At 38.5% G+C, this 15,291-nt stretch carries 11 protein-coding genes and 1 tRNA gene; 2 read left to right on the top strand and 10 right to left on the bottom strand.

Annotated features, from left to right (window positions below; all coding sequences use genetic code 11):
- Positions 1-20: 20 nt before the first annotated feature.
- From menB to AC4NPH_RS23520, 4 genes are read right to left on the bottom strand one after another with little or no spacing between them, the layout of a single operon-like run.
- Entirely contained in the window at positions 21-839 is an 819-nt protein-coding gene (gene menB / locus AC4NPH_RS23535) for a 1,4-dihydroxy-2-naphthoyl-CoA synthase (RefSeq protein WP_013059564.1), read from the bottom strand.
- A gap of 16 nt (positions 840-855) precedes the next feature.
- Positions 856-1,665 carry a 2-succinyl-6-hydroxy-2,4-cyclohexadiene-1-carboxylate synthase gene (gene menH / locus AC4NPH_RS23530; RefSeq protein ID WP_013059565.1) on the bottom strand — a complete coding sequence of 270 codons (810 nt, stop codon included), beginning with the start codon at positions 1,663-1,665 and terminating at the stop codon, positions 856-858.
- A gap of 3 nt (positions 1,666-1,668) precedes the next feature.
- A complete protein-coding gene (gene menD / locus AC4NPH_RS23525) occupies positions 1,669-3,423 on the bottom strand; it encodes a 2-succinyl-5-enolpyruvyl-6-hydroxy-3-cyclohexene-1-carboxylic-acid synthase (RefSeq protein ID WP_029319905.1) in 1,755 nt (584 codons plus the stop codon).
- On the bottom strand, positions 3,410-4,831 hold the full coding sequence (locus AC4NPH_RS23520; RefSeq protein ID WP_098793898.1) for an isochorismate synthase: 1,422 nt from the start codon (positions 4,829-4,831) through the stop codon (positions 3,410-3,412). The genes menD and AC4NPH_RS23520 overlap by 14 nt, the downstream gene beginning before the upstream one ends.
- A gap of 351 nt (positions 4,832-5,182) precedes the next feature.
- On the opposite strand from AC4NPH_RS23520, the gene AC4NPH_RS23515 reads away from it, so the two are divergent.
- Together AC4NPH_RS23515 and AC4NPH_RS23510 are read left to right on the top strand one after the other, a co-directional pair.
- Complete coding sequence (locus AC4NPH_RS23515; protein ID WP_013059568.1) at positions 5,183-5,935, top strand: TraR/DksA C4-type zinc finger protein; 753 nt, start codon at positions 5,183-5,185, stop codon at positions 5,933-5,935.
- Between the two features lie 94 nt (positions 5,936-6,029).
- Entirely contained in the window at positions 6,030-6,827 is a 798-nt protein-coding gene (locus tag AC4NPH_RS23510) for a TIGR00266 family protein (protein WP_013059569.1), read from the top strand.
- A gap of 38 nt (positions 6,828-6,865) precedes the next feature.
- On the opposite strand, the gene AC4NPH_RS23505 is transcribed toward AC4NPH_RS23510, so the two are convergent.
- The 6 genes from AC4NPH_RS23505 to AC4NPH_RS23480 all read right to left on the bottom strand — a co-directional run bounded on the left by AC4NPH_RS23505 (position 6,866) and on the right by AC4NPH_RS23480 (position 15,194).
- The gene (locus AC4NPH_RS23505; protein WP_491939024.1) at positions 6,866-9,277 is read right to left on the bottom strand and encodes a glycogen/starch/alpha-glucan phosphorylase; all 2,412 of its coding nucleotides are present in this window, start codon (positions 9,275-9,277) and stop codon (positions 6,866-6,868) included.
- 13 nt (positions 9,278-9,290) lie between these two features.
- Entirely contained in the window at positions 9,291-10,721 is a 1,431-nt protein-coding gene (gene glgA / locus AC4NPH_RS23500; RefSeq protein ID WP_013059571.1) for a glycogen synthase GlgA, read from the bottom strand.
- Positions 10,718-11,743, bottom strand: a complete 1,026-nt coding sequence (locus AC4NPH_RS23495) for a GlgC family sugar phosphate nucleotidyltransferase (protein WP_053487795.1) — start codon at positions 11,741-11,743, stop codon at positions 10,718-10,720. Before AC4NPH_RS23495 ends, glgA begins: the two co-directional genes overlap by 4 nt.
- A 22-nt stretch (positions 11,744-11,765) precedes the next feature.
- A complete protein-coding gene (locus AC4NPH_RS23490) occupies positions 11,766-12,917 on the bottom strand; it encodes a glucose-1-phosphate adenylyltransferase (protein WP_013059573.1) in 1,152 nt (383 codons plus the stop codon).
- Positions 12,868-14,829, bottom strand: a complete 1,962-nt coding sequence (gene glgB / locus AC4NPH_RS23485) for a 1,4-alpha-glucan branching protein GlgB (RefSeq protein WP_035438693.1) — start codon at positions 14,827-14,829, stop codon at positions 12,868-12,870. Before glgB ends, AC4NPH_RS23490 begins: the two co-directional genes overlap by 50 nt.
- A 293-nt stretch (positions 14,830-15,122) precedes the next feature.
- A tRNA-Glu gene (locus AC4NPH_RS23480) sits at positions 15,123-15,194 on the bottom strand.
- Between the last annotated feature and the right edge of the window lie 97 nt (positions 15,195-15,291).

Here is a 15,291-nt window from a genome sequence, read left to right as displayed (position 1 = left end):
CACCAAGCTGTTTCAGCTGTTTAAGGGAAACGTGGGAACTGTTGGAAGTCTGGATTGCGTTTTTCCTTAAATGCATCGCGACCTTCTTTTGCCTCATCGGTTGTGTAATAAAGAAGCGTTGCGTCACCCGCAAATTGCTGGATACCAGCTAAGCCATCCGTATCAGCATTAAATGCTGCTTTTAAGAAACGAAGAGCGGTTGGACTTTTTTCTAACATCTCTTCACACCATTGAATTGTTTCAGCTTCAAGCTGTTCTAATGGAACGACCGTGTTTACTAATCCCATGTCTAGTGCTTCTTGAGCGTTGTACTGACGGCATAAGAACCAGATCTCACGCGCTTTCTTATGACCTACGATGCGAGCTAAGTAACCAGAGCCATATCCTGCATCGAAGCTTCCAACTTTAGGACCTGTTTGTCCAAAGACTGCGTTATCCGCTGCAATTGTTAAGTCACATACAACGTGAAGAACGTGGCCTCCACCAATTGCATAGCCTGATACCATCGCAACAACCGGCTTTGGAATTACACGAATTAAACGCTGTAAATCTAGAACGTTTAGACGTGGAATTTCATCTTCTCCTACATAGCCGCCGTGGCCGCGAACTTTTTGGTCTCCGCCTGAGCAAAATGCTTTATCTCCAGCACCTGCTAATACAATTACTCCAATACTTGCATCGTCACGAGCATAAGCAAATGCATCGATCAATTCCATTACTGTTTTTGGACGGAATGCATTGTGCACTTCCGGACGGTTAATCGTAATTTTAGCGATTCCGTTATATGTTTCGTATAAAATGTCTTCATACTGACGTGCTGATGTCCATTCAACTGTCATCTTTATTTCCTCCTAATTATGTAGTAGCTAAGAACTCACTTACTATTCTACCAAAAATCTCGGGTTGTTCCACGTGAATTGCATGGCCTGTCCCTAAAATAATTCTAGAAGTAGCATTTGGTATTAATGTTTGCATTTCTTTGGAAATTAAACAAAACTTTTGATCTACTTCTCCTGTAATAAGCAAAACCGGCATCAACAGATTGTCCAGCTTCTCCCAAAGTGATGGCTGGACTCCTGTTCCCATTCCTTTCAAACTGTTGGAAAGGCCGGTTTCTGTATGCGAAAGTCTTTCTTTACGCACCGCTTCTTGAACATGGCTAGGCAATTGCTTTTGAGAACTAAAAAGAGGGATTTTCTCCCAAAAGTTCACAAATTCTTCAATCCCATTTTTCATAATGCGGCTCGCCAGCTGTTCATCTTTTTCTTTTCTTAGCTTTTGTTCTTCTCGCGTTTTTAAACCAGGCGATGCGCTTTCTAATACCAACTTTTTCACAAGGTGTGGATATCGCTGAGCAAATGAAAGAGCAAGCCTTCCTCCCATCGAATATCCAATTACATTCACCTGTGATAGAGATAGCTGTTGAAGAAGCTCATGCAGTGCTTCAACGACTGCTTCCATTGAATATGGTTTGATTTCTTTCGGAGCTGCTGATTGGCCATGACCAATAATATCAACAGCAATCACCTGATAGTCTTTAACGAATTTCTTCATAAAGGTACGCCAAGTTTGAGAAGAACCGGTAAAGCCGTGAAGCAAAAGCAGCGGCTCTCCTTTTCCCTCGGTGTGCACATAGTAAGATACACCATTTAATTGATACATCATTGCTTATTCCTCACCGTTTGACAAATTTATTTCCCCGGAAACAAGTTTCCACAAACTGCGATGAGTCTCTACATTTTCTGTACGAGTTGTACGAATCTCTACAACATGCAACCCGCCTTTTACGAAAGCATGGTTCATTGCATGTCGAAATTCTTCCCAGCTGCTTGCTGAAGAAAATGTGCCATCATACAAACGCGTGGCATGCTCAAAATTTAATCCAGTTGGCGTACCAAATAAAAATTCAAAGTGCTTTTCTTGTTTTGACTGCGGTAAAAATGAAAAAATTCCTCCGCCGTCATTGTTAACTAGCACAACGGTTAAATTTAAATTATGCATTTTAGCTGCCAGCAGACCATTTAAATCGTGATAAAACGATAGGTCACCAATAAATAAAACGGTGTGATCGTAAGCCGTGCTTACGCCTAGAGCAGACGAAACTACACCATCAATTCCATTTGCTCCCCGATTTACAAAGAGTGGAATATCTTTTTCCGTATTTAAGAAGAAAGAATCAATATCTCGAACAGGCATTGAATTTCCAGCAAACAAAGCCGTGCCTTCAGGTACTACATCAACAATTTCTTGAACTACTTGTCCTTCGAACCATTCCTGGCCAGAAGTTAATGTTCTCAAAGCCTGTGCAGTTTGAGCATTAATCTTTTTCCACAGCCTCAGCCATGAAGTAGACTCCTCTTGATTCGCTGAAAGACGCTTGATCAGTTCTTCACAAAATAATGTATCATCGGCTTCAATCATCACTGTTGAACGCAAAGTAGGATCTCTCCAGCCTTTACCTTGGTCAACTACAAACATTTCTGTCGGCTCGTGTGCTTTCAAAAATTGCAATAGCGGTTTCGATACCGGCATCGCGCCAAAACGAATGACAACTTCCGGGTGAAAACGCTCATCAACCTTATCACTTTTTAAAAATGTATCATATGTCTCTATTACATTTTCTTTTGAATGCTTGCCGCTTCTTAATTGTGATAACGGATCTGCAAGGACCGGAAAGCTTAAAGATTCAGCTAAACGGCATACGCTGTCTACTGCTTTTAAAGACATTTGGTCTCCGCATATAATAAGTCCTTTTGTTGTTCCCTTTAAGCGCTTCGCAATTTCTTCGAATCCTTTTTCAGATAGAGATGCTTCTCCATGAATAGCAGCCACATATGATTTACCGCGTTTCCCTTGACTCCATAAATGTTCAATAGACAAATCTGGTACAATCGGTTCACGTAAAGGTACGTTAATGTGTACAGGACCGCTCGGTATAGCTTGAGCTGTATGAACAGCCCTTGAAGCTACTGTTCGAATATAACGATTCATATCTGCACTTTCTTCTGGTAAAGCTGTATCTACAAACCACTTCGCATATTGACCGAAAAGATGATTCTGATTAATGGCCTGCGGGGCACCTATATCCCTTAACTCATGCGGCCGATCCGCTGTGATAACTACTAAAGGAATGCGTGAGTAGTGAGCTTCAATTACTGCAGGATAATAATTCGCTGCAGCTGTTCCAGATGTACATACAAGCACCACTGGTTTTTTCTTTGCTTTTGCTATTCCTAGAGCAAAAAAGCCGGCGGAACGTTCATCAATATTTAAGTGCACATGAATATCAGGGTGTTCAGCCATGAGCATCGCAATAGGCGTTGAACGTGACCCTGGACTGACCACTACTTCTTCAACATTTGCTTCTACTAATTCATCCACGAATGACGCAATATACGTTGTTAATGATTTAATGTGTTCCACGCATAATCCCTCCTAAAGCTGAAAGCATCGGGTTGAATTTAATTCTTGTTTCTTCATATTCACTTTCAGGCGTAGAATCTGCTACAATTCCACAGCCCGCAAATAAAACGGCTTCTTTCTGCTGAATAACAGCGGAGCGGATTCCTACTATAAATTCACCGTTTCCGTTGATATCCATCCACCCTAAAGGAGCTGCATACCACCCTCGGTCAAAGGATTCTAGCTGTCGAATAATAGGCAAGGCCTCCTGTTGAGGATATCCTCCTAGCGCTGGTGTTGGATGGAGCTTTTGAATAAATGAAAATAGCGTTACATCTTCCTTTATACGCCCTTTAACAGGTGTATACAAATGTTGAATATGCTTTGTTTTATATAAACTTGGCGTACTTGGAATTTCTACTTCATAACAATAAGAATTCATCGCTTCTTTAATCATATGAACAACAACATCGTGTTCAATTAAGTTCTTGGGATCTTGAAGCAATTCCTCACCTAGTTCGTGATCTTCCTGCCTTGTCTTTCCTCTTGGAATCGAACCCGCTAAACAAGTGGAAAACACATAATCTCCTTGTTTTTGCACTAGCCTTTCTGGGGAAGCACCGATAAAATGCTGATGCTCTCCCTCTAAAATATATGTGTAGCTAGTTGGCTGTTCCTTTAACAGACGCTGAAGCACGTATTCAGTAGAAATATCTTCATTAAATTTTACTTTTAATTGACGAGCAAGAACCACTTTCTCTATAGCCTGTTGCTTAATTAAAGTAGTAGCTCTTTCAACATTTCCTTTAAATTTCTCTACCCCAATTTCCTCTTTTTCCAACAGCAAAGGTGAAATATGAGATTCCCCGTCGTACTCTTCACAAAGAACAAGCTTTTGGACCTCTTCGAAATAATTGATGTGCTTTTTAACAGAATCTTGTCCTTTAACCATCATATTAACGGTAAGGTATCCTTCTTTGTCTACCTGAGTATATAACACAGTTGGAATCATAAATTTTGAACTCGGGAAATCACTCCAATAGTTTTCTCGATACTGATTTGGGTCAAATGAAAATCCTCCAAATAAAAGAGGACCTGTCCCATCCGGGAAAATTTGGTTATTTTTATAAAGGTCTTCTTTTATAAAGCGCTTCCATTCATTTTCAATGTGGAAATAACGTTCTTTTGCCGCATTGGTGCAAATAGTATGCGCATATCCTAATCCAACAAATGTATAATAACTGTTGGGATCTTTCCAAAAAAAGCGTTCTTTATAAAACTGGTCATGTCCGTTCGCATAAAAAATAAGGGGGTCAATAGGTCTTACTTTTTTCACTAAACTGACCAATTTTGGCTGATTTTCATTTTTTGCACACTCAATCGCATCTTTAATGTATTCTTGTACTAACTGTTCGGTCGTTGCAATCACACTACGTCCCCCCGTTCATCTTTTTTCTTAAGTCTGTAACTAACTTATTATAAACTTTCAGTTCAAAAAAATCTAGCATCGCGATTCGCCAGAAAAAATTAATTTCGCTTGTCTAAATTATGCGTTTTTATTAAATGAATCAAAAATCTTTATGATCTATTTAGTACTCCTTAAACCTCGAGAACGTTATTTTTATCATACCCTTTTCTATAACCTTTAACTTTCTTTAATTTTCCACTCCTTTTCTCTCTTAGCTTCATGAATACCCCAAATACTCCTAATATGAATCGTGTTTTTTTGAATTTTTAACACATACTACAAAAGCACAATAAATTTTTAAGGGGGAGCTTCATGACACTTTCAAAACAAGAAATCAGTCAGTTAAAACAAAATTTACAGCAGCAGCAGGCTGATATTCAATCGCACTTTGACCAAAATGATCATTTTGGTCTAACTCGAAGCGACGCTCACGATGCTGTAGGAGAACTTTCAAGCTACGATAACCACCCTGGTGACACAGCCACGGAAACATACGAGCGTGAAAAAGACCTTGCACTAAATGAACATGCAAAACAAGAGCTACATGAAATAGAAGAAGCACTTCAGGCAATCGCTCACAGCACGTATGGAACATGCAAAGTATGTGGAGCAGATATCTCGTTTGAAAGACTTCAGGCTGTACCGACTACTTTATACTGTAGAGAACATAGCCCATCACAGGATATTCCAAAGCACAGACCTGTAGAAGAAAATGTTCTCCATCACCCATTTGGTCAATACGACTATGACGATACCGAAACGACAGGATATGACGCAGAAGATTCTTGGCAAGACGTTGCGCGTTACGGGACGTCTGAATCTCCTTCTGATTTTATAGAAGATACGTCTAACTATAGTGAAACCTATATTGAGGCAGATGAAGCCATCGGGTACGTTGAAGATTATGAAAACTTTGCCGCTACCGATTTATATGGACAGCCTCTTCCTATTTACCCTTCAAAAGAGCATGAGCGATACGAAAATGCACTGGATGAAGAAGGTACGATGACCATATTTGGAGATTTACCGGCCTATGAGAAAGATCCATACACTGAAAAGGAGTAGTTCTTCATACTACTCTTTTTTCTATTTTTAGTAGGAGCAATGGGAGATGATATCGAATGAATAGGAGATTAGAATTAATAATGAGGTGAAAATGATGAATGCACATGAAATTGATTATAAATTGTATGGAGATGACATGCAGTTTGTTGAAATTGAATTAGATCCTTCAGAAAGTGTTATAGCAGAAGCTGGAGGAATGATGATGATGGAAGATGATATTGAGATGGAAACCATTTTTGGTGACGGTTCTTCCTCCAACAGCAGCGGGCTTTTTAATAAACTAAAAGGAGCTGGGAAACGCGTATTAACTGGTGAAAGTTTATTTATGACGGTATATACAAATAACGGATATCACAAACGAAAAGTATCTTTTGCTTCACCATTTCCAGGTAAGATTATTCCTGTCGATTTAGAGCAGCTCGATCATAAAATCATTTGTCAAAAAAGCTCCTTTTTATGCGCTGCCAAAGGCGTATCCGTTGGTATTGATTTTCAAAAAAAACTAGGAACGGGCTTCTTTGGCGGTGAAGGTTTTATTATGCAAAAATTAGAAGGTAATGGCTTGGCATTTTTGCATGCAGGCGGCACCATTCATAAAAGACAGCTGCAGCCGGGTGAACGCCTTCGTGTGGATACTGGATGTTTAGTGGCCATGACCCGTGATGTAAACTACAACATCGAATATGTAGGGAAAATTAAAACAGCTCTGTTTGGAGGAGAAGGCATGTTTTTTGCTACTCTGTCAGGACCGGGAACAGTTTGGATTCAATCTCTTCCTTTTAGCCGACTAGCCGATCGCGTTTTATCAAGTGCAGTTTCGCCAACGGGAGGTAAAGGTGAAGGCAGTATCCTTGGTTCTTTAGGTGATTTCTTAAACGGTGACAACAGATAAAATAAAAAAGGTGTAGTCTTTGACTACACCTTTTTTATTTATTGATTTAATAAATTTTTAGTGGAGTGAATTCCCCAAATATCAGATGCATATTCCTCAATCGTTCGATCACTCGAAAAAAAGCCGGAATGTGCAATGTTCGTCGCACTCATTTGAAGCCATTTATTTTCATTTCTATAAGCTTCGTTTACTTTTTGCTGTGCCGTAACGTATGAGTCAAAGTCACGGAGCACATAGTATTCATCATTTTGCATTAATAATGAATCATATATAGGCTCGAATAAGTCATATGTGTCAGGCAGGAAGCCGTTTGTAAGCCGCTCGAGCACTTGTCGAATCCGCTTATCATGATGGTAATAATCATAGGCACGGTATCCTCCATTTTGCTGATAGCTCAACACTTCTTCGGCTTTTAATCCAAAAATAAAGACATTATCTTTTCCTACTGCCTCGCTAATTTCGACGTTCGCTCCGTCCATGGTGCCAAGAGTTAACGCTCCGTTCATCATGAATTTCATATTTCCCGTTCCCGAAGCTTCTTTGCTGGCGGTTGAAATCTGTTCACTGACATCCGCTGCAGGAAAGATATACTCAGCAAGTGACACTCGATAGTTTTCTAAAAAAACGACTTTTAAGAACGGTGATGTTTGTGGATCATGATTGACAACATCAGCTACAGAATTAATTAGCTTGATGACTTTTTTTGCATAATAATAGCCGGGAGAAGCTTTTGCACCAAAAATAAATGTACGAGGAACGATTTGAAAATTAGGGTCTTCTTTTAATCGATTGTACAAATACATAATGTGCAGCACATTTAAAAGCTGTCTTTTATAAGCATGAAGCCTTTTAACCTGTACATCAAAAATAGAATTAGAATCTATTTTAATTCCCGTTTGCTCTTGAATAATATCCGCAAGCAGCTTTTTACGCTGTTGTTTTACTGTTTTTAGTCCTTGTAAAAAGCTTGGATCTTTCACATACTCTTGGAGCTTTATAAGAGAATGCGGCTGTTTAATCCATTTATCTCCTATCACCTCGGTAATAAGGGAGGAAAGCTGCGGGTTAGCTTTTAACAACCAGCGCCGGTGGGTAATTCCATTCGTTTTATTGTTAAATTTAGCAGGATAAAACTGATAAAAATCTTTCATTTCTCGTTCTTTTAAAATATCAGTATGAATCTTTGCCACGCCGTTTATTTTATAACTTCCCACAATTGCTAAATGAGCCATCTTTACTAACCCGTGCGCTAAAATAGCCATATTTTCAATTCGCTGCCAGTCACCTGGATATGATTCCCATAATTCTTTACAAAAACGCTCATTAATTTCTTCAATAATCATATACACGCGTGGAAGCAAGGGTTGAAATAAATCAATCGGCCATTTCTCAAGGGCTTCAGAAAGGGTCGTATGATTTGTGTATGATATGGTATTGGACGTAATATGCCATGCATCTTCCCATTCCATTTTTTCTTCATCCAGTAAAATTCTCATTAGCTCAGGAATCGCAAGTACAGGATGCGTATCGTTAATATGAATGGCTACTTTTTCGTGAAAGTTTGTAAGTGTTTGATAGGTATTTCGATGTGCTCTGATAATACTTTGTAAGCTAGCTGACACAAGAAAATATTGCTGTTTCAATCTTAATATTTTACCATCTTCATGTGTATCATCCGGATATAAAAATTCTGATACAGCCTCTGTTTGACGCTTATACTCCATCACATCTTTATGTACTGGAAATGATGAAGGCTCCGCATTCCAAAGGCGAAGTGTATTCACAGTATCTGTTTTATACCCGATAACCGGGATGTCATAAGGAACAGCAGAGACGGGTTCTCCTTTTACATGACGAAAAGAGAATTTTCCGTCTTCCTGTACCATTTCAACTTCGCCCCAAAAGTTCACTTCTATGGCTTGATCTAATTTGCGTACTTCCCATGAATTCCCATGCCTTAACCACTGTTCTGGGAGCTCAATTTGAAAGCCGTTTACAATCTTTTGATCAAACAAACCGTGTTTATAGCGAATTCCATAACCGTGGCCTGGAAGATTAAGTGAAGCAAGAGAATCTAAAAAACAAGCAGCAAGCCTGCCTAATCCACCGTTCCCTAATCCTGCGTCTACTTCTATTTCCTCAATATTTTCAAGTGAAATATTCAGATCACTTAATCCTTCTTTTACAACTTCCCGAATTCCTAAGTTCAACAGATTTTGACCCAATAGTCTGCCTAATAAAAATTCGATAGAAAGATAATACACTTGCTTTGTATGTGAAGACCTATGAATTTCATTGGTTGAAATCCAATCGCTGCTAATATACTCTCGCACCATATTGCCTAATGTATGATAGTGATCTTGAACAGTAGATTCTTTAAAGCTCTTTCCATATGTCATTTCCAGCTTTTTTAAAAAAGCCTCTTGAAAGCTTTTTTTATCAGAGAACAATCTGCTCACCCTTTCACGATGGAGTAGATGTCAAATTTGAATACAATTGATTATATTTAAATGCCGATTGTCCCCAGCTATAATCCTGACTCATAGCATCCATCATTAATTTTTTCCATACATCTTTCTGGTGATAAAATGAAACAGCTCTTTCTAACGTATGAAGCATGTCGTGAGCATTATAATTCTTAAAAGAGAAGCCATTTCCCTCTCCCCTATATTCATTATAAGCTTTGACCGTGTCATTCAGGCCGCCCGTTTCACGCACGACTGGAATGGTTCCATATTTTAAGGCTATTAATTGTCCGAGTCCGCAAGGCTCAAAACGGGAAGGCATTAAAAACAAATCCGTACCGGCATAAACTTTATGAGCAAGTTCCTCATTAAAACCAATAATGGCTTTTACTTGTTGGGGGTACGTATCTTCCATCTCACGGAAAAACTGCTCAAACTCGTGTTCTCCAGTTCCTAAAATAACAATTTGGGCTCCTAAGTTAACCGTCTCATGGAAAACGTGCTTAACTAAATCCAGCCCCTTCTGCTGAGTTAACCTTGTAACCATCGAAATAATTGGAACATCCTTATTTTCTTCTAATTCAAGATAGCGCTGGAGCTCTTTTTTATTTTTATATTTTCCTTCAATCTCTTCTACCGAATAAGGATAAGATATAAGCTGATCTGCGTCTGGGCTATAAGCTTCTTCATCGATTCCATTTACAATCCCAATTAAATCTTGATTTCGCTGACGCAATAATCCATCTAAACTTTCTCCGTAATATGGCATTTGAATTTCATCTCGATATGTAGGACTTACCGTGGTAATTTTATCAGCTGATACAAGCGCAGCTTTCATAAAATTAATATTCCCATAAAACTCGAGCTGGCTTGTAGTAAAATAATAATCATTTAAATTTAATAACTCATATAAATTGCTCTTAGGGAAAATTCCTTGGAATTGCAAGTTATGAATCGTAAAGACCGTCTGAATATGATCATACATATCATAATTAGCACGAAGTAAAAATGGAATCATAGCCGTATGCCAGTCGTGACAATGAATAATATCAGGCTCATTCTCTAAAAATGGGATAGCTTCAAGCACGGCTCTGCTGAAAAAAGCAAATCGTTCAGCGTCATCGTAGTGCCCATATAAGCTATCTCTTTTAAAATAATATTCATTATCAATGAAAATATATTTAACGCCATCCATCGTTAACGATTCAATTCCGCAGTACTGTCTTCTCCACCCAACCTGCACATGAATAACTTTTTCAAGCACCATTTCATCTTGATAATGTTGAGGAATCGTTCCGTACTTTGGCATGACTACACATACGTTCGTTCCTAACTTTTTTAATTCTTTAGGCAGGGCACCAGCTACGTCTGCTAATCCTCCTGTTTTAATAAAAGGTACACATTCTGATACAGCAAATAATACATTCACGACTTCATCAACGCTCCTTGAGTTGTTCCTTTAGCAATGACTCTAGGTAGACCTGACTCACCTAGCAACGTTTCATTACTTCCTATTTTCACATCTTTGTCTAAAACAACATTTTCTAATACACTATTTTCTAAAATAACGCCTTTTTGCATCACAATGCTATTCTTAACGACCGTACCTTTTCCAATTTTAACACCTCGGAAGATAATACTATTTTCCACATGCCCTTCAATCACGCACCCGTTTGCGATCATTGAGTTTTTCACAACCGCTTTTTTTGCGTAACGAGTAGGCGGTTCATCTTTTACTTTAGTGAAAACAGGACGTTCGTTGATAAATAGCTGCTTCCAAACATCTGGAGATAAAATTTCCATACTTGTTTTATAGTAGGCATCTAAGCTAGAAATCTCAGCCGTATATCCATGGTGCTCATACTTTTCTACAAGATGAGATTGTGCCATATATCGAACCATTTCTTTAATCGTATAAAAATCATGGGATTCATTTTGCAAAATATTAACTAGAATAGATTTATTAATAATATACATATTAAGCGATTTATCACTCTGCTTCATTTCAGTAATATCTGCATTTGAAGCAATATGACGTTGCAGCACGTGCTCAAAGTCAACTGTACATATCGTATAACTATTCGCAATTAATACGTATTCCTGCTTACTTCTTAAGAAATAATCAATATGATAACGGAACTGCGTGAATAGTGATGGACTTTCTAAGTGTAAATCACTTGTCATAGGAGGGAAGATAAACAATCCATCTCGCTTCCGATCCAAATCCCACTCTTTTCCTGAACCTATATGATCCATCAATGCGCGATAGCGATCACGAGGAAAAATGGCAACGCTCGAAATTCCAGAGTTCACCATATTAGAAAGCGTAAAATCGATTAATCGATAGCGTCCTGCAAAAGGAATGGCAGCAATCGATCTATAAAAGGTTAAAGGCTGCAGCGCTGTTGTGTTTGTACAAGCATCAATAATACCAAGCATTTGATTATTCAATGTCGTTCATCCTCTCTGTTCGTTAAATGCATTTAGCAACTGATTCAATCAATTCTTGAGTAACAAGAATTACTTCTTCGCTTCCTTTGGTCGGTCGAATAATAGTACCGTCTGGAACTTCAATGTCCGATGGAACAATTGCGTTTTCAATATATACGTTAGAACCTATCTTTGCAGTAGGCATGACAACCGTTTTCTTGATCTCAGAACCTGAGCCGATTTGTACACCTGGAAATAACACGGACTGCTCTACGTTTCCTTCAACAACGCACCCTTCATTTACTAATGACTCCACCACGCAGGCGTTTGGCGCGATATATTGAGGAGGCTGATTAGGGTTAACAGAGTATACTTTCCATGAAGAGTCAAATAAATTAAGCTCGTCTTTATCACATAACAAATCCATATTCGCTTCCCACAAGCTTTTTACAGTTCCCACATCTTTCCAATAACCTTGGAATGGGTATGCAATTAGCTTTTTCTTTTCATCTAGTAAAAGCGGAATAACATCTTTACCAAAATCATGGCTTGAATATGGATTGCGTGCATCCATTTCTAAATATTCTTTTAAAATACTCCATTTAAAAATATAAATCCCCATGGAAGCTAGATTGTTTTTAGGACGCTGAGGCTTTTCATCGAACTCCATTACGTCTAGGTCACTATTTGTATTTAAAATACCAAAACGGCTCGCTTCCTCCCAAGGTACTTCAATAACAGAAATCGTTACGTCTGCTTCTTTGTTTATATGATAATCAAGCATATTTTCATAGTTCATTTTATAAATGTGATCACCTGATAGAATCAGTACGTACTCAGGATCATATTGTGTTAAATAGTTTAAATTTTCATAAATAGCACTAGCCGTCCCTTTATACCACTTTACTCCATCTGACTCCGCGTATGGAGGCAATACCGTGACGCCACCATTCCGTCGGTCCAAATCCCAAGCGCTTCCAATTCCAATGTATGAATTGAGAACTAGCGGTTGGTATTGTGTTAACACACCTACTGTTTCAATACCTGAATTTGTACAATTACTTAAAGCAAAATCAATAATTCGATACTTACCACCAAATGGTACAGCTGGCTTTGCTAGATTTTTTGTAAGTGAACTTAGCCGACTACCTTTTCCTCCTGCCAATAACATCGCTACGCATTTCTTTTTTAACATGTTGTTTTCTCTCCCCTCGTTTTCTCTTTGCTCGTAGTATACTAATGCCAAACGGCGGAATATTCATTTCAATGCAAAAAGGTTGGCCGTGAAACGATTCACCCACTGATTTTAATGCCTTTTTATTTACAATGCCTGAACCGCCGTACACTTCGTCATCACTGTTAATAACTTCAATGTACTCTGTCTCAACTGGAACTCCAACTTTGTAAGAATGATATGGATGCTCAGAAAAATTGCTAACAACTATAAAAATCTCCTGATTTTCTTTCGACTTACGAATAAAAGAGAAAATTTGTTGATGATGGTTGTTAACATCAATCCATTCAAATCCATCTGGATTATGGTCTAATTCATATAAAGGCTTGCTTCTCTTATAAATCTTGATGAGATCTTTCATATATCCGTTAAGATTGCGATGCATGTCAAAGTCATAAAGCATCCAATCCAACTCCTCTAAATCTTTCCACTCATCAAATTGCCCAAACTCTCCGCCCATAAATAAAAGCTTTTTCCCAGGGTGTGCAAAGAAATATCCATATAGCAGTCGAAGCTGTGCAAACTTGCGCCAGTAATCACCTGGCATTTTATTAAGTAATGATTTTTTCCCATGTACGACTTCATCATGAGAAAGCGGCAAAATAAAGTTTTCGTTAAACGCATACATTAGTGAAAAGGTCATTTTATCGTGAAGATAGGGACGTCTTTCCACGCCAGCTTCCATGTATGTTAAAACGTCATTCATCCATCCCATGTTCCACTTATAATTAAAGCCTAAACCGCCCTCATACGTAGGTGCTGTAACAAGCGGCCAGTCCGTTGAATCTTCTGCCATCATTAATATCGTTTCATCAGATTCAAAAACAGCTTCATTCAACTTTTTCAAGAAGCTGACAGCTCCATCATTCACTGCTTTTCCAGAAGAATTTTGCCAATAAAGCATATTAGCTACAGCATCTACTCGAAATCCATCTATATGGAAGTACTCCAACCAAAACAAAGCGTTCGAAATCAGAAAACTTTGTACTTCAGGCTTTCCTAAATCGAAATTAGCTGTTCCCCAAACGTAGTTTTCACGATCGGGTTCTTGTTTGTATTCATAAGTAGGTTCTCCATCGAACATATACAGACCATGTTCATCCTTACAAAAATGCCCGGGTACCCAGTCTAAAAGAACCCCTATATTGTTTTGATGACACTCATCTATAAAGTTCATCAACTCTTTAGGTGTACCGTATCGACTGGTAGCAGAATAGTATCCAATTCCTTGATATCCCCAGGATCGGTCGAGCGGATGCTCAATGACTGGTAATAACTCAATATGTGTAAAACCTTGTTCAGCAATATAAGGAATAAGCTCCTGTGCTAATTCACTGTATGTATAAAGGCTGCCATCTTCATGAGTCCTCCAAGACCCTGCATGCAGCTCGTAAATACACAGTGGTCTTTCATATATATTTTGCTGTTTTTTCTTTCTACGCCAATATTGGTCGTTCCATTTGTAGCCATCCAATGAGTAAACAATAGACGCAGTGTTTGGACGCACTTCACTGAAGAAAGCGTATGGATCTGCTTTTAATTTTTTTTGATTGCTTTGTGTGATGATTTCATATTTATAAATAGTCCCTTGTTCTAATTCAGGGATAAATGTCATCCAGATACCTTCTTCATTAACTTTAACCATTGAATGTTGAAAACCGTTCCATTTATTAAAATCACCTACAACGCTTACACCCTTTGCATGAGGTGCCCACACGCAAAATCGTACGCCTTCAATTCCTTCTACCGTTACCTGATGCGCACCGAAAATAGAGTAACTGCGAAATAAGTTTCCTTCGTGATACAAATGAACATCAAATTCAGTAGGCTGAACCGCTAGATTCACTTTTGCCACCCCTTTAACTTCAAACATAATATACGCATATAATATACGCTTCTTACCACTCATTCCCTTTTACAGTAAAAACATAAACCTTTTCTACAAATATAATAGAATAAATGTTCTTTTAAATTACTCTTTATCCCATACTCTTCATACTTTATTACTTTATGAATAATTCCATATGATATAGGGAAAATCCTGCTTAAAACTTACTTTTTATTCTGAAAATTCATGGTAATTATTCCTAACTATTATTTCTGTTTACTTAATCTTTAAAAAAGCGCAAATAAAAAAGGTTTGCATATATGCAAACCTTTTTGAGATGACCCGTACGGGATTCGAACCCGTGTTACCGCCGTGAAAGGGCGGTGTCTTAACCGCTTGACCAACGGGCCATATTTAAATTTAAAACGACTGGCGGAGAAGGAGGGATTTGAACCCTCGCGCCGCTTACACGACCTACACCCTTAGCAGGGGCGCCTCTTCAGCCAC

The sequence above is a fragment of the Priestia sp. MDV22-iso46 genome, assembly GCF_058629175.1.
This window is presented reverse-complemented; position numbering and strand designations above follow the sequence as displayed.

What these genes read in the sequence shown, in the direction of transcription:
- AC4NPH_RS23490 (WP_013059573.1), bottom strand. Translation starts at nt 12,917, where the DNA reads ATGTTAAAAAAGAAATGCGTAGCGATGTTATTGGCAGGAGGAAAAGGT.
- AC4NPH_RS23515 (WP_013059568.1), top strand. Translation starts at nt 5,183, where the DNA reads ATGACACTTTCAAAACAAGAAATCAGTCAGTTAAAACAAAATTTACAG.
- menB (WP_013059564.1), bottom strand. Translation starts at nt 839, where the DNA reads ATGACAGTTGAATGGACATCAGCACGTCAGTATGAAGACATTTTATAC.
- menH (WP_013059565.1), bottom strand. Translation starts at nt 1,665, where the DNA reads ATGATGTATCAATTAAATGGTGTATCTTACTATGTGCACACCGAGGGA.
- AC4NPH_RS23510 (WP_013059569.1), top strand. Translation starts at nt 6,030, where the DNA reads ATGAATGCACATGAAATTGATTATAAATTGTATGGAGATGACATGCAG.
- glgB (WP_035438693.1), bottom strand. Translation starts at nt 14,829, where the DNA reads ATGTTTGAAGTTAAAGGGGTGGCAAAAGTGAATCTAGCGGTTCAGCCT.